This is a genomic window from Neobacillus sp. 114, assembly GCF_030127045.1.
GTDB classification, from domain to species: domain Bacteria; phylum Bacillota; class Bacilli; order Bacillales; family Cytobacillaceae; genus Neobacillus; species Neobacillus rhizophilus.
The window spans coordinates 4,963,957-4,989,025 of record NZ_CP126144.1 but is presented as its reverse complement, the minus strand read 5'-3'; the positions used below and the strand labels follow the sequence as shown (position 1 = coordinate 4,989,025).

Sequence of the window (25,069 nt, the reverse complement as noted above, 5' to 3'; positions counted from 1 at the left end):
GAGAGATGAGCATGGCTAACTTTGATAAAAAATTTTATTTGGTCCGTGAGGATGTTCTGTCGGATGCGATGAAGAAAACCATCGAAGCGAAGGACATGCTGGAAAGAGGGAAGGCTGAATCCATTGGGGATGCAGTTCAAAAGGTGGATTTAAGTAGAAGTGCTTTTTATAAATATAGAGACACTGTCTTTCCTTTTTCTTCGGTTTCAAAGGACCGGATTATGTCGCTATTTTTCCATTTGGAGGACCGTTCCGGAACCCTGTCAAAACTGTTAAGTGTTGTTGCGGGTTCAGGCTGCAATGTTCTAACGATTCACCAAACGATTCCGCTTATGGGGCGAGCTAATGTTACACTTTCATTAAACACTGCAGGTATGGTCCATGATATAGATTCTTTGCTGGCCGAACTGAGAAAGCTAGAATTTGTAGAAAAAGTTGAAGTGCTGGGAACAGGTGCATAGTGAACAAAAGTTCACTGGCCCGGCTCTCAGCTTTCTTTTTAGAAAGGGAGTAGAGAAAAGTGAAGGTAGGATACTTAGGACCAAAGGCGACATTCACAGAGATAGCCGTAAGAAGAGTTTTTTCGGGATTTGAACATATACCGTTCCAGACGATTCCGGGATGCATGGATGCTGTTGTTGAACAGGAAGTGGATTTCGCTGTTGTTCCGCTTGAGAATGCGCTCGAAGGGTCCGTCAATATTACCCTTGATTATTTAACCCAGGAAGTCGATCTTCCGATTATTGGCGAAATTACGCTTCCCATTAAGCAGCATTTAATGGTTCATCCTTCAAATGCCTCGGACTGGCACCAGGTTTCAAAAGTCTATAGCCATTCGCATGCGATTGCCCAGTGCCATAAATTTTTACATACTCAATTAAAAGGTGTTCCGTTTGAAAGTGTGTCATCCACCGCGGCGGCTGCTAAAATGGTGATGGAAACACCAGAGGCTAATATTGCCGCTATTGCCAATGAGCTTGCTGCTGAGGAATACGGTCTTTCTATTGTCCGGAGAAATATCCATGATTTTGATTATAACCATACTCGATTTGTTGTTTTAGCAAAGGAACAAACTGAATTGAAGGGCTTGAGTGGCTCAGCTCACCATAAAACGACCTTAATGATTACTCTTCCATCAGACCAGGCAGGTGCGCTGCATCAGGTTCTGTCTGCATTTGCGTGGAGACGGATTAACCTCTCGAAAATAGAGTCTAGACCAATGAAAACCGGTATCGGTAATTACTTTTTCATTATTGATTTAGAAATGAATCTTGATGAAGTGTTAATTCCAGGGGCCATGGCTGAGTTGGAAGCATTGGGCTGCGGCGTGAAGCTGTTGGGGAGTTATCCTTCGGTGATGGTTGAGATGAGCTAGTACAATAAAGAAAAATCGGGACCCGTCAACCGACGAGTCCTTTTAAAATTCCATCAAAAATCCGGCTTCCTTCATGGCCGCCTCCGTACGCGTTATTGCTTCCTCACTAGAAGCAGAAATTGTATGCAGATGGATGCCATCTGTCAGTTCCGATAAAAAAGCTGCCTTATTGCTGCGAATTCTTTCGATAAACTGCTTCACTTCCTGCCGGTTCGAAACCATAATCGAAGCTGTTAAGTCCCCGTAAACAGCATGCTCAATTCTAACATCCTTTACGGTCACGCCATTGTCAACAAAAATATACAGCTCTTTTTCCGTATCCTCTGGGTTATGGCGGCAGGCAATTGTTTTTTCGAAAACATGGGCGCCGGGAGCTTGGCTAAAATACATGTACCCTTGACTTGTCGCAATTATCGGTTCATTTTTCGCTTTAAGGAGAGTGATATCGCCTACGATGACCTGCCTGCTTACATTAGTTCTAGCAGCAAGGTCGCTTCCAGTTAGAGGCGAAGCACTTTCCTTTAGCAGTTTTAATATCAGAGTCCTCCTTTCCTCTCCTAAGATTTTCTTTTGCTCCGTCATAAAAACCCTCCCGTTTGATATCTGTGAACCTATTCTAACATAATTTCGCCTAATTAAATAACAGATGAGACCGCAAATTCATTGGCAATTTTCAATATCCCTGCGCCCAAAGCTTCGATTTCATTCATCGTTGTGGGATGGCCGAATGAGATACGGATAAATTCCTTCGATTCATCAATTGTCAGCCCCAATGCCTGGGTGACCTTTGCAGGCGTCTGCATGCCAATCTGACAGGCACTTCCGGTTGATATTGCAAAACCCAACCGGTTGCATTCAAGCATCATCCATTGGCCCTCGATGCCGGAAATCCGCATGCCGATGATATTCGGCAACTGTGAATCGCCTTCAGCCTGATAGACGTGGACTCGTTCACTGATAGGTTGAAGGGCGTTAAGAATAGCGTGCCGGAGTTCAACAAATCTTCGCGCATTCTCTTGAATTCTGCCCGTAATTTTCTGGGCTGCGGTGGTCATCGCGGCAATAGCAGGCACATTAACAGTGCCGGGTCTAAATCCTTTTTCATGAGAAGTCCCCGGAAAAAACGGATTCCATCCAATTTTTGGATTAACATACGCCCCTCCAATTCCTTTTGGACCGTAAATTTTATGTCCGGAAAAAGAAAAGCTGCCTACCAAAGGAGTAATGTTTCGTACATCAATTTTTCCAAAGGACTGGACCATATCGGTATGAAAATGGATATCGTGCTCAGTGCAGATTTTTGCAAGCTGCTCGATGGGCTGGATGGTGCCTATTTCAGAATTAACATGCTGAATGGCAGCAAGAATGGTATCCGGTTTGATGGCATTTAATAGATTTTCAGGATCAATCACCCCGGATGAATTGAACGGTAAATAGGTAATAGAATAACCATCTTTTTCAAGCCGTTTCAAGATTCCATGGACGGACGAGTGCTCCGCCATTCCAGCAATGATATGTTTGCCTTGTTTTTTTGGAGCAGATAATAATGCCTCAATAGCTAAGAAATTTCCTTCAGAACCCCCGCTTGTAAAAAACAAACCCTGTTTATCCACGCCCAAAAGCTGGGCCATTTCTTCCCGGCAATGCTCAAGCAATGCGGCAGATTGTCCCCCGATATCATGGAGGCTGCTGGAATTACCAAAGAACTCGGTCGAAGCCTTTACAAAAATCTCTGCTGCTTCTGGATCCAACGGGGTTGTGGCAGCATAATCAAAATATTTCATTTTTGCACTCCCTTAGTTTAGTAGAAAAATATGTTTACTACATGCCCGACTTCGTGGAAAAACCGGAGCCCCGGTCAAGTAGAGTAGTTCTACATGCCCGACCTCGTGGAAAAACCGGAGCCCTGGTCACGTAGAGTGGTTCTACGTGACCGACTTTGTGAAAAAACCGGAGCCCTGGTCACGTAGAGCCGTTCTACGTGCCCGACTTTGTGAAAAAGCCGGAGCCCCGGTCACATAGAGTAGTTCTACATGCCCGACCTCGTGAAAAAACCGGAGCCCTGGTCACGTAGAGTGGTTCTACGTGCCCGACCTCGTGGAAAAACCGCAGCCCTGGTCACGTAGAGTGGTTCTACGTGCCCGACTTTGTGAAAAAACCGGAGCACCTGTCACATAGAGTGGTTCTACGTGCCCGACTTCGTGAAAAAACCGGCAATAGATCACCTAGACCAAATCTACCTGCCCGGTTCCAGAAAAAATATCTTGTATTTAGTGTAATTCTGTGTAAATATATATGTCAAGACACCTGTTAATCCAGGAGGGTCAAACAATGACAAAATCAGATGTTGTAATTATTGGAAGCGGGATAGCAGCTCTACAGCTGGCTGTCCACTTAAGTGAAAATAATAATGTGAGAGTTCTCACAAAGTCGAAATTACGAACAGCAAATTCTTACCTTGCCCAAGGCGGAATAGCAGCAGCTATCGGACCAGCAGACCATCCGGAAAAACATGTAGAGGACACCTTAGAGGCGGGGGCGTTTCATAATGACCCGGAAGCTGTTCGAGAAATCATTTATGAAGCACCTAACCTAATACAAGAAATATCCAAGGTATTTGACCGTGATTCGGATGGGAAATTGCAGCTTGGAATGGAGGGTGCCCACAGTGAACACCGAATTGTCCATGCCGGCGGTGATGCGACGGGTAAGAACGTCGTGGAGTACCTTATTAGCAAACTTAAAGCACATATCACGGTTGAAGAGGACACCTTTGCATATGAATTAGTCATTAATCCTGTAAACAACCACTGTATCGGGGTAAAAGTTAAAGACTCAAAAGGTAACCTTAAAGTGCATTTTGCCAGCCACATCATTCTAGCAACTGGCGGCTGCGGGCAATTGTATCGCTATACCTCCAATGCCCAAACAGTCAATGGTGATGGGATAGCCCTGGCTTACCGGGCGGGTGCTGACATTATCGATATGGAATTTATTCAGTTTCATCCGACGCTTTTATATGTCAATGGTGAAACTAAAGGCCTTATTTCTGAGGCGGTGAGAGGAGAAGGCGCAAATCTTATATCAGTGGAAGGCACTCCGATTATGGAAGGAGTTCATCCTTTAGGAGACCTTGCCCCAAGACATATTGTTTCGCAAACGATCTATGACTATTTGAAAAATGGCCATAAAGTATTCTTAGATATAACGAATGTAAGAGATTTTGAGGTAAGATTCCCTACCATCACCGAGCTTTGTGAAAACAATGGAATTCACTTAACTGAAGGGAAAATTCCGGTTGTGCCCGGTAGCCATTTCTTAATGGGGGGAATAAAAACGGACCTTATCGGCCGCACATCAATCCAAGGATTGTATGCCATTGGGGAATCGGCTTGTACAGGCCTGCACGGAGCCAACCGGCTGGCCAGCAATTCCTTGCTGGAAGGACTGTATCATGGAAAAAAACTGGCGGACTGGATTAATAAAGCGCCAACAGAGATCATTCCAGCAATCTCAGTTACAACCAAAAGCAGGCACACTCATAAAAAACTAAAGCTGCCTTCCATCCAGCAAATAAAGAATTCTATGATGGACCAAGTAGGAATCGTCCGCAATGAGCTTGCCTTAACAAATCAAAAAAAGTGGCTTGAGCAATTTAAAATCGATGAATTGCAAACGATTGATTCTTTTTCAAAACAAGAATTAACAAAAATCTTTATGCTAATTACAGCAAAATTGATAACAGAATCAGCCCTAAAAAGGACAGAAAGCCGCGGCGGTCACTTCCGAAGTGATTACCCGATTGAGGACAATCAAAATTGGCTTCAGAAATCCATCATTCATACAAAAAAAGAAGTGGAGAGGAATCATGAACAAATTAAAACTGCGCTCACTACTTGAAAGTTTTTTTATTGAAGATATCGGCGAACAGGATATCACAACAGATTTAATTTTTTCGGATGATACGAAAGGCGAGATCGTTTTTCTTGCCAAGGATGACGGGATATTTTGCGGGGAAGAAATTATCAAAACGGGATTCGAATTATTAAATCAGGATCTTTTAACCCGGGTTCTTGTAAAGGATGGGGAACAGTTCGAAAAGGGACAGCAGCTGGCAACCGTCACCGGAAAAATTTCCGACTTGTTAAAAGGAGAACGGGTTGTGTTGAACCTGGTGCAGCGGATGAGCGGGATTGCAACGCTTACTAACAAAGCCGTAACAACTCTTAATAGCGATTTTACAAGGATTTGCGACACAAGGAAAACGACGCCGGGGCTTCGCATGCTTGAAAAATATGCAGTCCGCTCCGGAGGCGGCTATAATCACCGCTTTGGGTTGTATGATGCCGTGATGATTAAAGATAACCATATTTCCTTTGCGGGATCCATCAGTAGGGCAGTGGAGGCAGTAAGAAAACAAGCCGGTCATATGGTGAAGGTGGAAGTAGAGGTTGAAACGGAGGAGCAGGTAAGAGAGGCAGTCCAAGCCGGTGCGGATGTCATCATGTTTGACAACCGGACACCTGATGAAATAAAAGAGCTGATTAAATTGGTGCCGCAGGGAATTATCACCGAAGCTTCAGGCGGGATTCAATTGAGCAATCTTGCTTCCTATGTAGACACAGGCGTTCATTACATTTCCTTGGGATTTTTGACTCATTCCTATAAAGCGTTAGATATTAGTGTAAAAGTGCTATGGAGCAAAGGAGAGGAATAAGATGAGCATTTTGGCAGCCTTCCAGGCAAATAAAATGATACCTGAAAAATACAAGCAAATGTCCCGCGAGGATCTTGAGGTCCGCGTGAAGGAAGTAAAAGAAAAATACGGCTCCCGTCTGTTTATACCGGGACACCATTATCAAAAGGATGAAGTCATTCAATTTGCCGATGCAACTGGGGATTCCTTGAAATTAGCGCAGTTATCAGCGGAAAATACAGAAGCCGAATTCATTATTTTCTGCGGAGTCCATTTTATGGCGGAAACAGCAGATATTTTAACCAGCAAAAGTCAAAAGGTATTTTTGCCTGACATGAGGGCTGGCTGCTCAATGGCCGACATGGCCGACCTAAACCAAACTGAAAGAGCGTGGGATAAACTCCAAAGTTTATTTGGAGACACCATTCTACCATTAACCTATGTCAATTCCACTGCAGCTATTAAAGCCTTTGTCGGTGCGAACGGAGGTGCAACCGTTACTTCTTCCAATGCTGAGACAATGGTCAAATGGGCATTTGAACAAAAGGAGCGAATTCTCTTCCTGCCGGATCAGCATCTTGGGCGGAACACAGCCGTCGAGCTAGGGGTTGGATTGGATGAAATGGCGATTTGGAATCCTATCAGTGACAGCCTCGAATACGAGGGTGATTTTTCAAAAATTAAAGTCATCCTATGGAAGGGGCATTGCTCCGTCCATGAAAACTTTACGGTGCAAAATGTGATTGACACACGAGAACAATATCCTGACATGAAAATCATCGTCCATCCGGAATGCCGTCGCGAGGTTGTAGAAATTTCTGATACGGCCGGTTCAACAAGTTTTATCATTAATACGATTGAAAAGGCGGAACCAGGCTCTTCATGGGCTATTGGTACAGAAATGAATCTTGTTAACCGCTTAATCCAGAATCATCCGGATAAGCACATTATTTCTCTAAACCCTCATATGTGCCCATGCCTGACGATGAACCGGATTGACCTTCCACATCTTGTGTGGAGCCTCGATACCATTGAGGACCAAAATAACAATAATATCATTAAAGTGAGCTCAGAGATTGCGAAAAACGCAAAATTAGCTTTAAAGAGAATGCTAAGCCACTCATGAAATAGATGCAGGGATTGCATCTATTTTTTTTGCCCTGCTATGGTCCTATTCATAATTCTTGATAAAATAGCATAAGTTTTTGTGAAGAATATTAGCATTTTGCCTATTTCCACATACACTATATGGACTTATGCCATAGGAGGGAAATCAGAGTGAAGATCCATATCGTACAGAAAGGGGATACTCTTTGGAAGATCGCCAAGAAGTACGGCGTGAATTTTGAAGAGCTGAAGAAGTTGAATTCGCAGCTCAGCAACCCTGATATGATTATGCCCGGTATGAAAATAAAGGTTCCGACAGCTGGCGGATCCATAAAAAAAGAAGGCGCAATCAATTTAGGAGCGAAAAAAGAGGTTCCGCTGAAAGAACACCCATTTGCCAAGGAGAAACCTGTACCAATTAAAGAAATGCCAATCAAAGAGATGCCGGTCAAGGAAATCCCGATTAAAGAGATGCCAATCAAAGAAGTACCAAAAGTACCATATACTCCAAAAATGCCTCTACAAGTCGTCCCTGAAATTGACATCAATAAACACTACCAAGTGAGTATGCAAAAAATGGCGGTTAAAGAACAACCGAATCTCCCGCCAAAACCAGTAAATATTCTTCCAGAAGTTAAAGAAGTTCCAAAGAAAGAAATTCCTTTTCCAGCACCTGTTGCTCCTGTACAAGAAATGCCGCAGGATTATTGTGTACCGATGACTCCAGTCATGCCTGGACCGGGATTCTGTCCGCCATACGGTGGTTTCCCTGCAGGGCCGTATATGCCGTACGCAGGTGGTCCTGGAATGCCAATGGCCCCGGGTATGGTAGGCGGTCCTGGAATGCCAATGGATCCGGGGATGGCAGGTTACGCTGGAATGCCAATGGCCCCAGGCATGGCAGGTTTTCCAGGAATGGCCGGCGTACCGGGTGCGGTGGGCCCAGCCGGATACCCAGCAGCTGCAGGCCCGGGCTATATGCCATATCATTATGATGATGAATCGTCAGCTTTCATGCCGCATATGCCGGCTGTAAATCCGGGTTATAACCCAGGTGCTGTTATGGGCGCTCAAAACCCAGGATTCAATCCGGCTATGCAAACAACTTACATGGACCCTTCAGCCTTTGGACAGATGCCTACGGGATACAGCCAAATGCCGGCAGGATACAGCCATGCCCCGGTTGGATACGGTCAAGTCCCGGCTGGATACGGTCAGGCGCCAGGTGGTTATGGCCAAATGCCAATGGATTATAGCCAAATGCCTGGAGGGTATGGTCAAATGCCAATGGAATACGGCCAAATGCCTGCAGGATATGGGCAGAGGCCAGGTGGATATGGCCCTGCTCCAGCGGGAGTTCCTCAACAAGGAGGTTATCCTGCAGGAATGGAATTTGGCCCATCCATGCCAGCTGCCCCTGAAACAACATTGGGCGGTCAGGCCCCGAGCGTTCCTTACGGAGCGGGAGCACCTTATGGTCAATTGCCCTACGGTTATCCGCAAATGTCTGGGCCGGCCCCTCAGGTAATGGGGGCAATGGATTTCCCGTCTTCAGCCGATATGGTGCAAGGAGCAACAGCTCCATTCCTGCAAAATCCTGCACAGGGCTTGCCGGTTGGAACCGGAGCGTTGGATGACTGCGGCTGCGGAGCGCCGGCTGAAGAACCAGCACCACAAGCTTTTGTTCCACCGACCCCGCTAATTTACAGTGCACCCTATACAGCACCATTAAATGTTGCCCAGCCGCCATTTATGAACCCATATGGAATGGGGCCGGCAGGCTATGGCATGACGGGTTTTCCTGATGAGAGCAGTTAATATAAGAAGTGGAAACGGAGACGATGCATATTTTGATCGTCTCTTCTCTTATTTTCAGTCACAGTTTCAGGAAGAAATAAGCAAATTTGTTCCAATTCGTGGGAATGTTTTTTTAATCAAGACGAAAAAACAAAGCTATATCCTTAAGGGGTATTCGAACCATCGAAAGCTAAAATTGCAGGAGGCTTTTACTGCAACGCTGAGAAAAGAGGGATTCAAGAAAACCTATCGTTTTTTAGAACCTCCCTCAAATGAACAGCTATATTTTGAAGGAACCCATTATGGCTGTCTCGAATATCTTTCCGCAAATAAATCTTCCTTTTCTTTCCATACCTACAGTAACCGTCAAGAAGGTTTGGACCTAATCGCACAATTCCACGATACAACTAAGTCTTTTGAAAAAAGGTATCGCACATTGCTGCCGAATGGAGATATTCTGGCAAAATGGACGGAAAGGTATCATTTATTTTTAAATAATCTTCCCTTCCTTCGCTATTTTATAAAGGAGCCTTTTGTCTCGGAAATGGTGTCATGGGCGTATTGGTCCCTAACTGGAATGGAACAGCAACAATCTTTTTTTCATAACGAAGCCGATGTGATATTGCATGGTGATGTTGCACATCATAATTTTTTACGGGACAAAACAGGTAAACTGCATTTAATTGATTTTGATTTGATTAATATTGGACCGCCGATATTTGATTATTTACAATATGCAAATCGCATTCTTCCTTTTATCGATTGGTCCTACGACAATTTGCTAACCTATACTCAAATGAAGAAATACAAAAGAGAACCGGCTTTTTTATATGCTTTAGCGTATCCTGCCGATATTTTTCGGGAATGGAATCGGATTATCAGGGAAAAATCTTATTCTGATGAGACGAAATTAAAGCAGGTTATTGATTTGTCCATCGGCCAGTTTTCCGACAGAAAAAACTTTGTGGAGCAATTAAAGGACCTTTTGGAATAATCATGTAGCTGTTCTACGAGAATGAAACTCCCTTAAAATTAACACCCTAATAAAGAGCATTCTTTATATGCTCAGGATGTTTAGAAGGGGGTTTTTCGCTTGAACAAGAAACAGTGGATGATTCCTTTTTCTGCCCTTATGCTAATGGGTGCAGCTGGCTGTGCAAACGACAACAAAAGCTCCGGGCAAAATAATAATCTGATGCGACCAGTTGGTTATTATTCCAATGAAAACCATTCCGATAATAATTATGGGTACTTAAGGGATAATGACGGCGCCTTGCCGGAAGCATTGGATCACACAATTGGCGACGAGGACAACGTGATCAATGAAAACAGAAGACAGGCGCTGCAAACAAAGGATGAAAATGGGAATCCGAAAAATCCTACCACACCTTTAGCCAAAACCGACCGGAATTTTTTCCAGCGGGATAACCGTTTCAGTACTGCGGATATGAATTACCACGGCCACTTGAATAAACCTATAGGGTCAGGAACAGTAACTGATCCAAGGTTTCAAGAGCAAGTGACAGATCAAATTAGAGACAGGGTGGCCGATATCGATAATGTTCGCAGCATAAGGTCGGTGGCTTTCGGTGATCAGGTGATTATCTCAGTAAAACTAAACAACCAAGACCGTGCTGCTGAAACAAAGCGGGCAATCAAGAATGCGGTCAAGAAATATGCTGCCGGAAGAAGCATAAATGTTATTACGGATGACGGTGCCCTTGGACGGGACCGCAATCATAACAACGAACTTCCGCAGCCAGAACCTGATGGCCGATAGAACTGAGGGGCAAAGCGAAAATGTGCTTTGCCCTTTTGTATTGTTTGTGTTCGGATAAAAAAGGAAAAAAAGGCTAAACTAGAATTGTAAACATGTTCAATTCTTAACAATAAAGAGGTGATTAGCATGAGGTTCAAACAAAAAATGATATGGTGGTCATGGTTAGCTATTCTCTTAATAGGTGGAGAAGTCTTTGGAGGAATAAGCACTGTCACAGCAACCCAGCTCAATGACCAAAGAAATACCGAACCTCTGCAAATGACAGTGACTTTAGAAAGAGTTTACCTTGATGGTGAAATCAGTCAAGAAACATTCCAGGAAACAGTCTGGTCCATGGAGAACTTTTGGGCAAAGTATGACCAATGGCAGGTTTTGAGTATTGATGAATCAACTGTAGTGTTTAAACAGCAGGTCGATGATATTTCCCCGTTATTAAAGGGAAACGGCTATTTTGGAATTACTGATGACGGCGTCTTAACTATTTTTAATGGAAGACCTGATCGCTCGCGGATTATTCAATCGTTTTTTCAAATAGACATCAAAAAGCTCGAAAGTAAGGCGCAAAAAGAACTGCTTCAAGGAATTCCTATTAAAAACAAAGATCGATATGTCGAGGTTTTGGAGACATTTAAGCCTTATTCAATAAAAAAAGAATAAAGAGGAATTAAATCAGTCTGAAATTTAGTTATCAGCCTGATTTTTTTTTGTTAATTTTGAAATATTTACCTGTTTATTGAAATAAAAACCTTCTATTGGCGAATTTTAAGGTTCTATCAGCGAATTAAAGCATTCTATTGGCGATTTTTAGCATTCTATTGGCGAATTTCACGATTCTATTGGCGAATCAAATAAACGCAGCGATTTTCTTCAACTCACCCAAAATTGTATGATAGAATGGAATACAGTGTGTAAGCACAGCAGGAAACTAGGGGAGAGAATCAGATTGTTTGAATTTATAAAAGGTACCGTTGAGTTTGTCGGTCCAGAATATATCGTTATCGATAACAATGACATCGGCTACCAGATTGCCACGCCAAATCCGTTCGTTTATTCGCGAAAAATGGAAACCAAAGTGACTGTCTATACGTATCACTATGTACGGGAAGATGTCATGGCGTTGTACGGTTTTGAATCTCGTGAGGAAAAAAGGCTTTTTACAAAGCTGTTAAATGTATCAGGCATCGGGCCGAAAGGGGCTCTGGCCATCCTGGCATCAGGCGAGGTCCAACAGGTTGTCAACGCGATTGAAAATGAGGACGAAGGCTTTTTAATTAAATTCCCGGGGGTTGGCAAAAAAACTGCTCGGCAAATGATCCTTGATTTAAAAGGGAAATTACAGGATATCGTTCCGGATTATTTTCCGAATCTTTTCAATGCGGATACACTTCCAATACATACACAGGACGGCGGCGAGGCATTTGAGGAAGCAGTCCTTGCTTTAAAAGCTTTGGGCTACTCCGATAAAGAAATTAAAAAGATTTCCCCTGAATTAAGAAAGGAACAGCTGACAACAGACCAATATATCAAAAAGGCCCTTCAACGGCTTTTGAAATAGGTGATGGTTTATGGAAGAACGGATTATTTCCGGTGAAGTAAACGAGCAGGAGATAAGTTTGGAACAAAGTCTTAGGCCGCAGACATTAAAGCAATACATCGGGCAGAATCAGGTGAAAGGGAATCTGGAAGTTTTTATAAAGGCTGCAAAGCTCCGGAGAGAAACCTTGGATCACGTCCTTCTTTACGGACCGCCCGGACTCGGAAAGACGACGCTTGCTGTCATCATCGCAAATGAAATGGGCGTTAATATCAGGACCACGTCAGGGCCAGCAATTGAACGTCCGGGTGATCTGGCTGCGATATTGACTGCTCTTGAACCGGGAGATGTATTGTTTATTGATGAAATTCATCGGCTGCCAAGGTCCATTGAAGAAGTGTTATATCCAGCGATGGAGGATTTTTGCCTGGACATCGTCATCGGGAAGGGGCCGACCGCCCGCTCGGTGCGCCTCGATCTTCCGCCGTTTACGCTCGTCGGTGCCACTACTAGGGCTGGCGCGCTTTCAGCACCGCTCCGGGATCGATTTGGAGTTTTGGGCAGGCTCGAGTATTATAATGAGGATGAGTTGAAAAATATTGTCAAACGGACGGCTGAATTATTTGATACGGAAATTGATGATCAATCGGCCGGAGAAATCGCCAGACGTGCTCGTGGGACCCCGAGGATAGCCAACCGCCTTCTAAGAAGGGTTCGGGATTTTGCCCAGGTAAAAGGGGACGGTTCCATCAACCTTAACCTGGCCAAGGAAGCGTTGGAACTTTTGCAGGTCGACCGGCTTGGCCTTGACCATATTGACCATAAACTCTTAAAGGGGATTATTGAAAAATTCCGCGGCGGTCCTGTCGGCTTGGACACAATTGCTGCTTCTATCGGAGAAGAGGCAGAAACCATCGAGGATGTATATGAACCATATTTGCTGCAAATTGGTTTTCTTCAAAGAACCCCAAGGGGAAGGTTGGTCACCCCTAAAGTTTATCATCATTTTGGCATGGAGGTGCCAACAAAGTGACAGGCCTTTCCAAAACGCTTATGATCATAGGCGGAATCGTATTTCTAATCGGTTTTTTAATGCAGTTTTTGCATCTCGGAAAGCTTCCAGGGGATATTGTTTTTAAAAAGGGGAATACTACCTTTTATTTCCCTGTGGTTACCTCCATTTTGCTTAGTATTGTGTTATCCCTGATTTTTTACATCATGGGAAGATTTCGTTAAGAGTAGGGATGTTTAATTATGAAAGTAGATATCTTTGATTTCCATTTGCCAGAGGAACTAATCGCGCAGGTACCGCTGAAAAATCGGACGGATAGCCGATTAATGGTCGTAAATAAAGAAACTGGCGACATAAAGCACGAAGTGTTTAAAAATATTAGTGAATACTTGCGTGAGGGAGATTGCCTTGTCCTTAATGATACCAAGGTTCTTCCTGCACGCCTTTTTGGTGTAAAAAATGACACTGGCGCCAAAATTGAAGTGCTGCTCCTAAAGCAGACTGAAGGCGACCGTTGGGAGACCTTGGTAAAGCCTGCAAAACGTGTGAAGGAAGGGACCGAAATTGAATTCGGCGATGGCCTTCTAAAAGCTGTTTGCACGGGGACGTCCGAGCATGGTGGTCGTGTGTTGGAATTCACCTACGAAGGAATTTTTTACGAAGTGCTCGACCAGCTTGGCGAAATGCCGCTTCCTCCATACATTAAAGAACAGCTTGAAGACCGTGATCGCTATCAGACAGTGTATGCCCGCGAACCAGGATCAGCTGCAGCGCCGACGGCCGGCCTGCATTTTACGGAAGAGCTGTTGGAAGAGATTAAAGCAAAAGGGGTCCATGTTACCTTTATCACCCTGCATGTTGGTCTAGGTACCTTTAGGCCGGTAAGTGTGGATAATGTAGAAGGACATGACATGCATTCTGAATTTTACATAATGACCGAGGGAACAGCGGAGCTTCTAAATGAGGTGAGAAGGAACGGCGGCAGGATCATTACAGTCGGAACCACTTCAACCCGGACGTTGGAAACAATTGCTTCCGCAAACGATGGGAAGTTCAAAGCCGGGAGCGGTTGGACCAGTATCTTCATTTATCCAGGATACGAATTTAAAGGCATCGATGGCATGATTACTAATTTTCATTTGCCAAAATCGACACTAATCATGCTGGTCAGTGCCTTGGCTGGCCGGGAAAATATATTGCGAGCTTATCAAACTGCCGTTGAGGAACGGTATCGCTTCTTCAGCTTTGGCGATGCGATGTTTATCATTTAGTGGAAAAGGGGCGGAGCGCTCGCAAAAGTGAATCACTTTAGCAAAGCTTGCTATAAATAATACATTATTGACTTAAATAAGTTTTTGCTAAGCTCAGCTCACACAGCCTTTTGGAAGGAGAAAAGAATTTGACTGCAATTCGCTATGAATTAATCAAAACATGTAAGCAAACGGGTGCCCGCCTCGGCCGGGTCCACACCCCGCACGGTTCCTTCGACACCCCAGCCTTTATGCCGGTGGGGACGCTGGCAACCGTTAAAACAATGTCACCGGAAGACCTTAAAGAAATGGGTGCCGGCATTATTTTAAGCAATACCTATCATCTTTGGCTACGTCCCGGCCATGAAATCATTAAAGAGGCTGGCGGGCTGCATAAATTTATGAACTGGGACCGGGCGATTTTAACCGATTCCGGCGGCTTCCAGGTGTTCAGTTTAAGTGAATTCCGAAAAATTGAAGAAGAAGGAGTTCATTTCCGCAACCATCTCAGCGGTGAGAAATTATTTTTGTCGCCGGAAAAAGCAATGGAAATCCAAAATGCCCTTGGTTCTGATATCATGATGGCTTTTGACGAATGCCCGCCCTTCCCGGCTACCTTTGAATATATGAAAAAATCCGTTGAGCGGACTTCAAGATGGGCCGAACGCTGCTTAAATGCCCACCAGCGCCCTGAAGACCAAGGATTGTTTGGAATTGTTCAAGGCGGGGAATATGAGGAGTTGCGCAAGCAGAGTGCCCAGGATCTCGTGTCACTGGATTTCCCGGGTTATGCCGTTGGCGGCCTGTCCGTTGGCGAGCCAAAGGACGTAATGAATCGTGTGCTTGAATTTACGACTCCGCTGCTGCCAGCCAATAAGCCGCGCTATTTAATGGGGGTTGGTTCACCAGATTCACTTATTGACGGGGCTATTCGCGGGATTGACATGTTTGACTGCGTCCTGCCGACTAGAATTGCTCGGAACGGGACTTTGATGACAAGCTCTGGCCGGCTTGTCGTGAAAAATGCCAAATATGCAAAAGATTTTGGTCCGCTTGATCCTGAGTGTGACTGCTATACGTGCCGAAATTACAGCAGGGCATATATCCGCCACTTAATTCGTTGTAATGAAACGTTCGGAATTCGTCTAACGTCTTACCATAATCTTTATTTTCTGTTAAGATTAATGGAGAAGGTCAGACAAGCCATCATGGAAGACCGGCTTGGTGATTTCCGCGAAGAATTTTTTGAGCGTTATGGGTTTAATCAGCCAAACGCGAAGAATTTCTGATAGATATTTTTTGAAAGGAGGGAAACAGTATGGGAAATCTGGGATCCATTATTCCATTAATTTTAATGTTTGTCTTGTTTTATTTCCTGTTAATTCGCCCGCAGCAGAAGCGCCAAAAGGCGGTTCAGAACATGCAAAGTGAATTGAAAAAGGGTGACAAGATTGTCACGATTGGCGGCTTGCATGGTTTTGTCGATTCAATCGATGAAAATAAGGTTGTCATCAAATGTGGCGATGGAAGCCGTCTTACATATGACCGCTCTGCCATTCGTGAAGTGACTGAGTCCGGTAAGGAAGCACAAGTATAAGACAGGAAAGGAAGCTGTTTCGATAACAGCTTCCTTTTTTTGCTCTTTTACGCAGTTCTTGAATTATTGGTGGCAATATTAACTCCTAAAATCCCGCCCATCATTGAAATTAATGTATAGCAGGTATGATAGATTACTTGTTCAGCAGAAAACAGCCGGTCATAGCCGAGGTATTGAAATAAAAAGACGATTAGTGAGTAAATTAGGCCGGTAACGCCGCCAATCAGCCAGCCCTTTTCTTTCCGCTTGCCGCCGGAAAGGAAACCGCCCCCAAACAAGCCAATAAATGATAGGGCCGTTACCACATATTGAAGCGTTGACTCCTGGGCGGACGTGAATTTTAACACAAAGGAAAAAATAAGGCTGGCAATGCTCGCAAAAGCGAAAATAAAAATTAATCCGTACAGTATGGCTGTACCAAAGCTCTTTGATTCGATGGCTCTCTCCCCCTTTTGTTCCTGCCGGGCTAAATTTAATCTATTTTGGATATTTTATTCGCGAAGGCCCGGAATACAGTTTTCTTCCTAGTACAAGCGTATTCGGTAGGGCGGTAAAGTAGAATTAAATTTTCGTTTATTCCTAAAAATTGCATTTGGAATATTATTCCTTTCATGATTTTTTCCTTAGGGGCAAACAATATAATGGAATGCAATTAAAGGGGCGACAATAGGGTGGAAGATTTTCTAACGATACTTTTTAGGACGCTTTTTTTATATGCTGTTATTCTTGTCATTTTTCGCTCTATGGGAAAACGGGAAATTGGAGAACTTAGTATTCTTGATCTTGTCGTCTTTATCATGATTGGTGAATTGGCCGTTGTCGCAATCGAAAGACCAAATGTTAAATTATTTCATGCTGTTTTGCCGATGTTCTTGCTCATGATTATCCAAATTGTAATGGCGCTTCTTTCCTTAAAAAGTAAAAAGTTCCGCGATATGGTCGATGGAAAGCCGACTGTTATCATTAACAGGGGGAAGGTAGACGAGGATGCAATGCGGAAACAGCGCTATAATTTTGATGATTTATTGACCCAGTTAAGAGAGAAGGACATTCGCAGCATTGCAGATGTTGAGTTTGCTATTCTAGAGTCCTCAGGAAGCCTGTCCGTAATTGAAAGACAGAAGGGAAGTCAGAACGAGCCGAAAAATGGCGATATCACCATTCCATTAATCATGGACGGAACGATTGATGAAGAAAACCTAAAAAAAATAAACAAAACAAACCTCTGGCTTCGTCAGGAATTAAAGAAAAAGGGGTACCGTGACATTAAAAAAATTTCCTTCTGCAGTTATGAAAACGGAAAATTTTTTATCGATTTATTAGATGAAGAATAAAAGACACGCCAAGCAAAGTGCGTGTCTTCTTAGCTAATAAGAAAGGATAAATTTTTCCGAATTTATCCTATCTTAACGAATAAATTCAACTACGCCTCATGAACCATCCTATCGGACTCGCCAATCGGCGAGTTTTCATTTATTTTGCTATAAAAAATTTTTTAATCCATGGGATTCTTTGCAATTCATCTTTTTTAATTAGACCTAATAATAAAAGCATCAAACAATATGATATACTCATCGCGAATAAAGCGGCCAGAACTCTCACAGCTAAAGGTTCTGATAAAAGCATGTTGTCAAATAGCCAGAATCCCAGCCAGCCTGATGCCCCCATTACCAAAAATCCTTTTAAGTAGTCGCGGATATAAAAAGGAAAGGAAATCCTTTTTAAGACCGTCGCAAAGTGAAGGAGGGTAACAGCGACAAAGCCTACGATAATCCCTAGTGCAGCACCGGTAATTCCGAAGGCAGGCTGGGCAGCGAGTATAAAGATGACGGCCGTTTTCACAATCGCCCCGATTAAACTATTAATCATTGCCGCTCTCGCTAAGTTCAATGCTTGAAGGACGGCTTGAAGCGGACCTTGATAATAATAAAACAAAAAGAATGGGGCCATCAACCGGATAAAATAAGCCCCCTTTGTGGAACCATACATCAATTGCATCAGAGGATCAGCTAACACATATAGCACGATGACGGCAAGTCCGCCTGTCAAAAAGGTCAATCTTAATGCCTGCTGGAGCCTGTACTCTATTAATTTATAGTTTTTCCGCGAATTTGCTTCGCTGATGGCTGGCACAAGGGAGGTGGCCAACGAGAATGTCACAAAAGAAGGAAGCATCAACAGCGGCATTGCATAACCTGTCAGGGCGCCGTATTGTTTTGTCGCATCAACCGCCATCACTCCCGCAATTGCCAAGCTGTGAACCACCACAATTGGCTCAAAAAACCACGAAACCGACCCAATCATTCGGCTTCCCATTGTCGGAATCGCGATCTCCATCAAATCTTTAAAGGTTTGTTTCCCCTTATGGACAAACTGGAAAAAATTCTTGCGCAGCCTGAAGCGTTTTTTAAATTTAAAGGTTGTCATTAAGTAAATAAGAGAAACTACCTCACCTAAAACGGAAGCCGCCATCGCAGCAGCCGCCGCATATTCGACTCCGTAAGGGAGAAAGGCTTTGGTCATAACGGCAATTAAGGTAATCCGCACAAGCTGTTCCAAAATTTGCGATACAGCTGATGGCCGCATGTTCTGTCTTCCTTGGAAGTATCCTCTTAACACTGAGGAAATAGCGATAATGGGAACCGCTGGTGCAATTGCCATCAAAGGATAATAGGTTCTTGGGTCGGTAAAAAGTGTTGTTGACAAAACAGGTGCCAGCAATAATAATGCAGGTGTTATAATGATAGATAAGGAAATCGTTGTGGCAAGGGAGACGACAAGAATTTTTTTAATCCCGGCATGATCACCTTTTGCCTCCGCCTCAGCAATATTTTTCGAAATCGCCACCGGCAGCCCAAGCTGTACAATCGTCACCACAAGGATAAATGTAGGATATGCCATCATATATAAGCCGACGCCTTCTTCACCAATGCTGCGCGCCAGGACAATCCGATAAATGAAACCAAGGACTCTTGTTATTAATCCGGCAACTAACAGGATAAAAGTCCCTTTTAAAAACTTTGACATACTACTTCCCACCTTCTCAAAATAGGCGATATCATATACAATTATCTATATGCGATATGGTGGACAAAGCATGACAAGCATTTATTCGGCAGTTTAATTTAAGGATACTTCTTTCGGGGGGCAATGAAGATGGATTATGGACAATTTCGTACTCAAGTAAAACCCGCTATGGTGAGCAAGCTGGAAGAATTTCGTTTGCTGGGTTATGATTCAATCAGCGAAACAGAGCTCTGGGGATACCTGACCAAGAAAAAATGGAGAAAGGTCACGGACGAAAAGAAGCTTTATGAAATCATCCAGGATATTCTCTCCATTAAGGTAAGTGATTACATCAGCTTTGCAACGATTGAAACCTATAAAACTGCCGAACTTTCTCTTGAAGATGAAGAGGAATGGAAAGAGCTTTTAAAATAGTCTTAACTATCTTTTTCTAAATTGACAGTTGCTGTTGACATATTCCATAATGAAGGAAGTGATTTTGGATAGTATTGGGCTAAGGAATAGCAAACTGTGCTTTTGGTTTATTTTAAGGAGGAACAATACATAATGGTGAAACGCAGTCGAATTTTGGCCTTCCTTCTAATAGTTGTGTTATTAGGAAGTACGATGGGAGTTACAACAAAGGGAATTTTGAACAACATTAAGCTTGGCTTGGACCTGCAAGGTGGTTTTGAGGTTTTATATGAGGTGCAGCCGGCGAAAAAAGGTCAGAAAATTGACAAAGATGTCTTGGCCAGTACGGCTGAAGCACTCGATAAGCGGATTAACGTTCTCGGTGTAAGTGAGCCAAACATTCAAATCGAGGGAACGAACCGAATCCGTGTTCAGCTTGCCGGAGTCGAAGACCAAAATCAAGCGCGCGAAATTTTGTCTACCCAAGCAAATCTGACCTTCCGGGATGCCAATGATCAACTGAAGATGGACGGTACTGATTTAAAAGAAGGCGGAGCGAAGCAAACCTTTGACGAAAACGGAAAACCCAGCGTTTCTTTAACGTTAAAAAGCGCTGACAAGTTCAAAAAGGTAACCCAGGAAATAATTAATACGTCACCGAATGTTCTTGTCATTTGGATGGATTTTGAAGAAGGAAAAGATTCTTTTAAAAATGAAGTAACGAAGAAAGACCCTAAATATATTTCTGCTCCTACTGTAAGTCAGGTCTTTAACCAAAATACGGTTTCAATTGTCGGTAATTTTACTTCCCAGGAAGCCCAAACATTGGCCTCCCTTTTAAACGCAGGTGCTCTTCCTGTTAAACTGAAGGAAGTTTATTCTACATCTGTCGGAGCTAGTTTCGGCGAGCAGGCATTAAATGAAACCATTCTGGCCGGTATAATCGGTATCGCCATTATTTTTCTGTTCATGCTTGTTTATTATCGCTTCCCTGGATTCATCGCAATCGTAACATTATCGATTTATATTTATCTCGTTTTACTCATTTTTGACTGGATGAACGGAGTATTGACACTGCCGGGAATTGCCGCCTTGATCCTCGGGGTGGGGATGGCTGTTGACGCCAACATCATCACCTATGAGAGGATACGGGAAGAAATTAAGGTTGGTAAATCCATTAAATCCGCGTTCCAAGCAGGAAGCAAGAACTCTTTTTCATCGATTTTAGATGCCAACCTGACAACGATTCTGGCTGCCGGGGTGTTGTTCTTTTATGGGACTAGCTCGGTAAAAGGGTTTGCCACGATGTTATTGGTAAGTATCCTGTTAAGCTTTGTGACAGCTGTTTTTGCATCCCGTCTATTTTTGGCGTTATGGGTTAACAGCGGCTTTTTAAATAAAAAGCCGGGCTGGTTTGCTGTTAAGAAGTCTGCGATTAAGGATATTGCCGAAAACTTTGATACATTAGATTTGCCTACCCGTTTTGATAAGCTTGATTTTGTTAAAGGCAGAAGGGTGTTCTTCATCATTTCGGGCGCGCTGTTAGCTATCGGTGTTGTCCTGCTGCTTGTGTTCCGCTTGAATCTGTCCATTGATTTTTCAAAGGGAACCAGGATTGAAGTATTATCTGATAAACCTTTAACAACCCAAACAGTTGAAACGGCATTAACCAAGCATCATATTACACCAGATGATGTTGTCATTTCCGGTGATAAAAATGAAAGAGCCTCCGCCCGTACGAAGGATGTTTTATCGAAGGATGAAATTGCTAAGTTAAAATCAGATTTCAAGAAGGAATACGGGTCAGAGCCAAACGTCAGCACCGTCTCGCCTACTGTCGGTAAAGAATTGGCGAAAAATGCGTTTATTTCCTTGATTATCGCATCAATTGGGATTATTCTTTACGTTACGATTCGCTTTGAATGGGCGATGGCCGTTTCCGCCGTTGTTTCCTTATTGCATGATGCCTTCTTCATGGTTGCCTTCTTCAGTATCACAAGGCTGGAGGTTGACTTAACGTTCATCGCTGCGGTGTTAACGATTGTCGGTTATTCGATTAACGATACTATCGTTACGTTCGACCGGATGCGTGAAAACATGCAGAAGAAGAAGCGTCTTAAAACGAATGAAGATATTGCTGAAGTATTGAATGTAAGTATCAGACAGACATTGACGCGCTCTGTTAATACAGTCTTTACCGTATTGGTAACGGTTGTTGCGATGATTATCTTTGGCAGTCCGTCCATCCAGAACTTCTCGATCGCCTTGTTTGTCGGGTTAATCACTGGTGTATATTCATCCATTTGTATCGCCGGTCCATTATGGTACGTCTTTAAGACACGTGAGCTTAAAAAGAAAGGTGTAATTAAAACCGTTAAAGAAAAAAGAAAGTACTCCGATCAGCCGCAAGTTTAATACAAATAAAAAACCGCAGCCCAGTCTGCGGTTTTGTTTTGCCCATAAATATCCTCATTGAAAGGGACCTCCTGCTCCTGTATAATAAGAAGGTCTAAAGGGGTGAACTTCTACATGTTAAAGTCTAAAACAAGATGGATTGTTCGTGAATCAGATCCGACCCTAGTGAAAAAACTGGAAAACGAGTTGAAAATTACACCTCTAGTGGCTTCGCTGCTTGTCAACCGTGGATTAGATACCGTTGATTCTGCACGGTATTTTTTATTTGGAAAAGCTGACTTCCACGACCCCTATTTGTTAAAAGGGATGGATATTGCCGTTAAAAGAATTCGTGATGCAATCGAACGGAAGGAACCGATTCTTATATTTGGCGATTATGATGCGGATGGCGTCAGTAGTACATCCGTGTTAATGATTACACTCAGAGATTTAGGGGCAGATGTCCAATTCTATATTCCAAACCGTTTTACAGAGGGCTATGGCCCTAATGAGCCTGCATTTCGCCATGCGGCGGAAGCAGGAATAAAATTGATTATTACCGTAGATACCGGAATTGCCGCTATTCATGAAGCGGCGGTGGCAAAGGAATTGGGTGTGGATTTAATCATTACGGACCACCATGAACCAGGGCCTGTTTTGCCGGAAGCTTTGGCGATTATTCATCCAAAGCTGCCTGACAGCATTTACCCGTTTCGCGAACTTGCTGGTGTGGGGGTTGCCTTTAAATTAGCCCATGCTTTATATGGAAAAGTGCCTGAGCATTTGTTTGAAATTGCGGTGATTGGTACAATTGCCGATTTAGTCTCTTTAAAAGACGAAAACCGGCTGATTGCTAAAAAGGGCCTAGAAAAATTGAAGGTCACTGAGAACATTGGTTTAAAGGCCATATTTAAAATCGCTGGTGTTGATTTGCAATCAATAAATGAAGAAACCATTGGTTTTACACTTGCACCTCGTATCAATGCCGTAGGTAGGCTAGAGGAAGCCGATTTGGCAGTCCGTCTCCTTCTTACCGATGACTCTATGGAGGCTGAAGAATTAGCCGCTGAGATGGATGCCCTCAATAAAACAAGGCAAACCATCGTAAACACAATAACCGAAGAGGCAATTGAGGAAGTTGAAAAGAATTTCCCGATTGAGGCGGGTAAGGTTCTGGTGATTGGGAAGGAAGGCTGGAATGCCGGTGTCATTGGTATCGTCGCCTCGAGACTGGTTGAAAAATATTACCGCCCAACGATCGTGCTAAGTTTTGACCATGAAAAAGGGCTGGCAAAGGGCTCGGCACGAAGTATTCCCGGTTTTGATCTTTTTCATAATTTATCAACTTGCAGGGAAATCCTGCCGCATTTTGGCGGACATCCAATGGCTGCCGGAATGACACTGAAAATTGATGACGTACCAATCCTAAGGGCGCGCTTAAATAAGTTAGCCGATGACCTCCTAACGGATGAGGATTTTATTCCGGTAACCTTTCTTGATGAAGAGGTTCATCTAGAGGATATTCATTTAACCTCCCTGGAAGAAATGAACCTGTTGTCACCATTCGGAATGGATAACTCCAAACCAAAGGTGTTAATCAATCAGGTGGATGTTGCTAGTATCAGAAAAATTGGCAGCGAGCAAAATCATATGAAACTATCGCTTACTGAAAATGACGCCAATCTTGATGGGGTAGGCTTCGGTTTGGGTTCCATTGTTGATGAGATTTCTCCATTGGCTAAAATTTCGTTAATTGGTGAATTATCGATTAATGAATGGAACAATATACGTAAACCGCAAATCATGGTACAGGACATTGCTGTAGAGTCTTGGCAGCTGTTTGATTTTCGCGGCCAAAAGCGGCTGAATAACATTGGTGTTACAGTGCCTGCAGAAAATAGGAAGATTATCTTTTTTAATCAATCCCATCTTGAAAAACTTGCTCCAAACCTTCATCAGGAAAGTATTATTATCCGGGACACAATTGAAGCGAGTGCATTTAATGACTATGAGGGTAACATTATACTAGCAGATTTTCCATCTTCAAAAGAGCTTTTAACGGAATTGTTAAAGGGGAATAAGCCGGGAAGAATTTACGCTTATTTTTATAAAGAATCGAGCGATTTTTTCAGCACCTTACCGACAAGAGAACATTTTAAATGGTATTATGCTTTTCTTTTGAAAAATGGACCTATTGATCTGAAAAGGTATGGCGACGATATAGCTAAGCACCGCGGCTGGTCAAAGGAAACGATTAATTTTATGTCAAAGGTGTTTTATGAATTGGATTTTGTTACAATAAATAATGGTTTTATAACTTTAAATCGGTCAGCGCAAAAGCGCGATTTAACTTATTCGCCAACCTATCAATTGAAAAAGAACCAATATGATCTTGAAAGGGAATTATTGTTTTCATCCTATCAAGAATTAAAAGGCTGGTTTGATGGGATTATTGGTGAGTCAGTTGTAATTGAGGAGGCAGTAAAGGAATGGATTTAACAAAGTTTGTGGCTATTGTACCGGATTACCCAAAACAAGGTATTGTCTTTAAAGATATTACTCCCTTAATGGGGGATGGTGAAGCTTATAAATATGCGACAGACCAAATCGTCGCCTATGCCAAGGATAAGGACATCGATATTATAGTTGGACCTGAAGCGCGCGGCTTCATCATTGGCTGCCCGGTTGCGTATTCTCTTGGAGTGGGCTTTGCTCCAGTTCGTAAAGAAGGAAAGCTTCCTCGCGAAACAGTTAAAGTCAGTTATGGATTGGAATATGGGACAGATGTCTTAACCATTCATAAGGATGCGATTAAACCTGGTCAGCGTGTCTTGATTACGGACGATTTGCTGGCAACCGGCGGAACGATTGATGCAACGATTAAGCTGGTTGAGCAGCTGGGCGGTGTAGTGGCTGGTATCGCCTTTATCATCGAATTGACCTACCTAAACGGCAGAAGCAAGCTTGATGATTATGATATACTAACATTAATGCAGTATTAACGTTTCATGAGGGCACTCTAAAGCATGAGTGCTCTCTTTATATAATGAAAAAAGATTAAACTCTTTACATCTTGGTTATTTTTTTCGATAATAGTAACAATCATT

At 43.2% G+C, this 25,069-nt stretch carries 24 protein-coding genes; 20 read left to right on the top strand and 4 right to left on the bottom strand.

Features of this window, described 5'->3' with window-relative positions; all coding sequences use genetic code 11:
* Positions 1 to 5 precede the first annotated feature (5 nt).
* On the top strand, positions 6 to 461 hold the full coding sequence (locus QNN06_RS24510) for an ACT domain-containing protein (protein WP_372447635.1): 456 nt from the start codon (positions 6 to 8) through the stop codon (positions 459 to 461).
* Positions 462 to 520: 59 nt separating this feature from the next.
* Entirely contained in the window at positions 521 to 1,375 is an 855-nt protein-coding gene (gene pheA, locus QNN06_RS24505; protein ID WP_284036098.1) for a prephenate dehydratase, read from the top strand.
* Between the two features lie 42 nt (positions 1,376 to 1,417).
* On the opposite strand, the gene QNN06_RS24500 is transcribed toward pheA, so the two are convergent.
* Complete coding sequence (locus QNN06_RS24500) at positions 1,418 to 1,957, bottom strand: transcription repressor NadR (RefSeq protein ID WP_213120031.1); 540 nt, start codon at positions 1,955 to 1,957, stop codon at positions 1,418 to 1,420.
* A gap of 53 nt (positions 1,958 to 2,010) precedes the next feature.
* Entirely contained in the window at positions 2,011 to 3,159 is a 1,149-nt protein-coding gene (locus QNN06_RS24495) for an IscS subfamily cysteine desulfurase (protein ID WP_284036097.1), read from the bottom strand.
* A 547-nt stretch (positions 3,160 to 3,706) separates the two neighbouring features.
* Here QNN06_RS24495 and nadB point away from each other — a divergent pair.
* The 13 genes from nadB to yajC all read left to right on the top strand — a co-directional run bounded on the left by nadB (position 3,707) and on the right by yajC (position 16,148).
* Positions 3,707 to 5,275 carry an L-aspartate oxidase gene (nadB, locus tag QNN06_RS24490; RefSeq protein ID WP_284036096.1) on the top strand — a complete coding sequence of 523 codons (1,569 nt, stop codon included), beginning with the start codon at positions 3,707 to 3,709 and terminating at the stop codon, positions 5,273 to 5,275.
* Positions 5,244 to 6,092 carry a carboxylating nicotinate-nucleotide diphosphorylase gene (gene nadC, locus QNN06_RS24485; RefSeq protein WP_284036095.1) on the top strand — a complete coding sequence of 283 codons (849 nt, stop codon included), beginning with the start codon at positions 5,244 to 5,246 and terminating at the stop codon, positions 6,090 to 6,092. Before nadB ends, nadC begins: the two co-directional genes overlap by 32 nt.
* Position 6,093: 1 nt before the next feature.
* Positions 6,094 to 7,197, top strand: coding sequence for a quinolinate synthase NadA (gene nadA / locus QNN06_RS24480; RefSeq protein WP_284036094.1), 1,104 nt, complete (start codon positions 6,094 to 6,096; stop codon positions 7,195 to 7,197).
* Positions 7,198 to 7,349: 152 nt separating this feature from the next.
* Positions 7,350 to 8,996: a SafA/ExsA family spore coat assembly protein gene (safA, locus tag QNN06_RS24475; RefSeq protein WP_284036093.1), complete on the top strand. Its 1,647-nt coding sequence runs from the start codon at positions 7,350 to 7,352 to the stop codon at positions 8,994 to 8,996.
* Positions 8,983 to 9,969 carry a phosphotransferase gene (locus QNN06_RS24470; protein ID WP_217033788.1) on the top strand — a complete coding sequence of 329 codons (987 nt, stop codon included), beginning with the start codon at positions 8,983 to 8,985 and terminating at the stop codon, positions 9,967 to 9,969. The genes safA and QNN06_RS24470 overlap by 14 nt, the downstream gene beginning before the upstream one ends.
* Before the next feature lie 99 nt (positions 9,970 to 10,068).
* Positions 10,069 to 10,755 (top strand): YhcN/YlaJ family sporulation lipoprotein, encoded by a 687-nt coding sequence (locus QNN06_RS24465; RefSeq protein WP_217033786.1) that lies wholly within the window; start codon positions 10,069 to 10,071, stop codon positions 10,753 to 10,755.
* Between the two features lie 126 nt (positions 10,756 to 10,881).
* Positions 10,882 to 11,412 (top strand): BofC C-terminal domain-containing protein, encoded by a 531-nt coding sequence (locus tag QNN06_RS24460; protein ID WP_217033785.1) that lies wholly within the window; start codon positions 10,882 to 10,884, stop codon positions 11,410 to 11,412.
* Positions 11,413 to 11,698: 286 nt separating this feature from the next.
* Entirely contained in the window at positions 11,699 to 12,310 is a 612-nt protein-coding gene (ruvA, locus tag QNN06_RS24455; RefSeq protein WP_284036092.1) for a Holliday junction branch migration protein RuvA, read from the top strand.
* Positions 12,311 to 12,320: 10 nt separating this feature from the next.
* Positions 12,321 to 13,322, top strand: a complete 1,002-nt coding sequence (gene ruvB / locus QNN06_RS24450; protein ID WP_213120040.1) for a Holliday junction branch migration DNA helicase RuvB — start codon at positions 12,321 to 12,323, stop codon at positions 13,320 to 13,322.
* Positions 13,323 to 13,342: 20 nt separating this feature from the next.
* Positions 13,343 to 13,525 (top strand): DUF2905 domain-containing protein, encoded by a 183-nt coding sequence (locus QNN06_RS24445; RefSeq protein WP_249366929.1) that lies wholly within the window; start codon positions 13,343 to 13,345, stop codon positions 13,523 to 13,525.
* Between the two features lie 18 nt (positions 13,526 to 13,543).
* Positions 13,544 to 14,572, top strand: coding sequence for a tRNA preQ1(34) S-adenosylmethionine ribosyltransferase-isomerase QueA (queA, locus tag QNN06_RS24440; RefSeq protein ID WP_284036091.1), 1,029 nt, complete (start codon positions 13,544 to 13,546; stop codon positions 14,570 to 14,572).
* 128 nt (positions 14,573 to 14,700) lie between these two features.
* Positions 14,701 to 15,840 carry a tRNA guanosine(34) transglycosylase Tgt gene (gene tgt / locus QNN06_RS24435; protein WP_217033782.1) on the top strand — a complete coding sequence of 380 codons (1,140 nt, stop codon included), beginning with the start codon at positions 14,701 to 14,703 and terminating at the stop codon, positions 15,838 to 15,840.
* A 29-nt stretch (positions 15,841 to 15,869) separates the two neighbouring features.
* Positions 15,870 to 16,148 carry a preprotein translocase subunit YajC gene (gene yajC, locus QNN06_RS24430; RefSeq protein ID WP_213120044.1) on the top strand — a complete coding sequence of 93 codons (279 nt, stop codon included), beginning with the start codon at positions 15,870 to 15,872 and terminating at the stop codon, positions 16,146 to 16,148.
* A gap of 47 nt (positions 16,149 to 16,195) precedes the next feature.
* On the opposite strand, the gene QNN06_RS24425 is transcribed toward yajC, so the two are convergent.
* Positions 16,196 to 16,555 carry a TIGR04086 family membrane protein gene (locus tag QNN06_RS24425; protein ID WP_284037976.1) on the bottom strand — a complete coding sequence of 120 codons (360 nt, stop codon included), beginning with the start codon at positions 16,553 to 16,555 and terminating at the stop codon, positions 16,196 to 16,198.
* A gap of 264 nt (positions 16,556 to 16,819) precedes the next feature.
* On the opposite strand from QNN06_RS24425, the gene QNN06_RS24420 reads away from it, so the two are divergent.
* Positions 16,820 to 17,482, top strand: a complete 663-nt coding sequence (locus tag QNN06_RS24420) for a DUF421 domain-containing protein (protein ID WP_213120045.1) — start codon at positions 16,820 to 16,822, stop codon at positions 17,480 to 17,482.
* Positions 17,483 to 17,621: 139 nt separating this feature from the next.
* Here the strand turns inward: QNN06_RS24420 and spoVB are convergent, their stop codons facing one another.
* Positions 17,622 to 19,175 (bottom strand): stage V sporulation protein B, encoded by a 1,554-nt coding sequence (gene spoVB, locus QNN06_RS24415; protein WP_217033780.1) that lies wholly within the window; start codon positions 19,173 to 19,175, stop codon positions 17,622 to 17,624.
* Between the two features lie 129 nt (positions 19,176 to 19,304).
* Here spoVB and QNN06_RS24410 point away from each other — a divergent pair, with 129 nt between their 5' ends.
* The 4 genes from QNN06_RS24410 (at position 19,305) to QNN06_RS24395 (ending at position 24,964) form a co-directional block, all read left to right on the top strand.
* Positions 19,305 to 19,589 (top strand): post-transcriptional regulator, encoded by a 285-nt coding sequence (locus QNN06_RS24410; protein ID WP_308170358.1) that lies wholly within the window; start codon positions 19,305 to 19,307, stop codon positions 19,587 to 19,589.
* A gap of 132 nt (positions 19,590 to 19,721) precedes the next feature.
* Positions 19,722 to 21,983, top strand: coding sequence for a protein translocase subunit SecDF (gene secDF / locus QNN06_RS24405; RefSeq protein ID WP_284036090.1), 2,262 nt, complete (start codon positions 19,722 to 19,724; stop codon positions 21,981 to 21,983).
* A gap of 114 nt (positions 21,984 to 22,097) precedes the next feature.
* Positions 22,098 to 24,461 carry a single-stranded-DNA-specific exonuclease RecJ gene (recJ, locus tag QNN06_RS24400; RefSeq protein WP_284036089.1) on the top strand — a complete coding sequence of 788 codons (2,364 nt, stop codon included), beginning with the start codon at positions 22,098 to 22,100 and terminating at the stop codon, positions 24,459 to 24,461.
* Positions 24,452 to 24,964, top strand: a complete 513-nt coding sequence (locus tag QNN06_RS24395) for an adenine phosphoribosyltransferase (protein WP_213120050.1) — start codon at positions 24,452 to 24,454, stop codon at positions 24,962 to 24,964. The genes recJ and QNN06_RS24395 overlap by 10 nt, the downstream gene beginning before the upstream one ends.
* Positions 24,965 to 25,069 lie beyond the last annotated feature (105 nt).

Coding starts and splice junctions, on each gene's coding strand:
- QNN06_RS24500 (WP_213120031.1), bottom strand. CDS start 1,957: ATGACGGAGCAAAAGAAAATCTTAGGAGAGGAAAGGAGGACTCTGATA.
- QNN06_RS24495 (WP_284036097.1), bottom strand. CDS start 3,159: ATGAAATATTTTGATTATGCTGCCACAACCCCGTTGGATCCAGAAGCA.
- QNN06_RS24460 (WP_217033785.1), top strand. CDS start 10,882: ATGAGGTTCAAACAAAAAATGATATGGTGGTCATGGTTAGCTATTCTC.
- yajC (WP_213120044.1), top strand. CDS start 15,870: ATGGGAAATCTGGGATCCATTATTCCATTAATTTTAATGTTTGTCTTG.
- nadB (WP_284036096.1), top strand. CDS start 3,707: ATGACAAAATCAGATGTTGTAATTATTGGAAGCGGGATAGCAGCTCTA.
- queA (WP_284036091.1), top strand. CDS start 13,544: ATGAAAGTAGATATCTTTGATTTCCATTTGCCAGAGGAACTAATCGCG.
- QNN06_RS24410 (WP_308170358.1), top strand. CDS start 19,305: ATGGATTATGGACAATTTCGTACTCAAGTAAAACCCGCTATGGTGAGC.
- spoVB (WP_217033780.1), bottom strand. CDS start 19,175: ATGTCAAAGTTTTTAAAAGGGACTTTTATCCTGTTAGTTGCCGGATTA.
- QNN06_RS24510 (WP_372447635.1), top strand. CDS start 6: ATGAGCATGGCTAACTTTGATAAAAAATTTTATTTGGTCCGTGAGGAT.
- ruvB (WP_213120040.1), top strand. CDS start 12,321: ATGGAAGAACGGATTATTTCCGGTGAAGTAAACGAGCAGGAGATAAGT.
- QNN06_RS24470 (WP_217033788.1), top strand. CDS start 8,983: ATGAGAGCAGTTAATATAAGAAGTGGAAACGGAGACGATGCATATTTT.
- QNN06_RS24395 (WP_213120050.1), top strand. CDS start 24,452: ATGGATTTAACAAAGTTTGTGGCTATTGTACCGGATTACCCAAAACAA.
- nadA (WP_284036094.1), top strand. CDS start 6,094: ATGAGCATTTTGGCAGCCTTCCAGGCAAATAAAATGATACCTGAAAAA.
- nadC (WP_284036095.1), top strand. CDS start 5,244: ATGAACAAATTAAAACTGCGCTCACTACTTGAAAGTTTTTTTATTGAA.
- secDF (WP_284036090.1), top strand. CDS start 19,722: ATGGTGAAACGCAGTCGAATTTTGGCCTTCCTTCTAATAGTTGTGTTA.
- QNN06_RS24445 (WP_249366929.1), top strand. CDS start 13,343: ATGATCATAGGCGGAATCGTATTTCTAATCGGTTTTTTAATGCAGTTT.
- recJ (WP_284036089.1), top strand. CDS start 22,098: ATGTTAAAGTCTAAAACAAGATGGATTGTTCGTGAATCAGATCCGACC.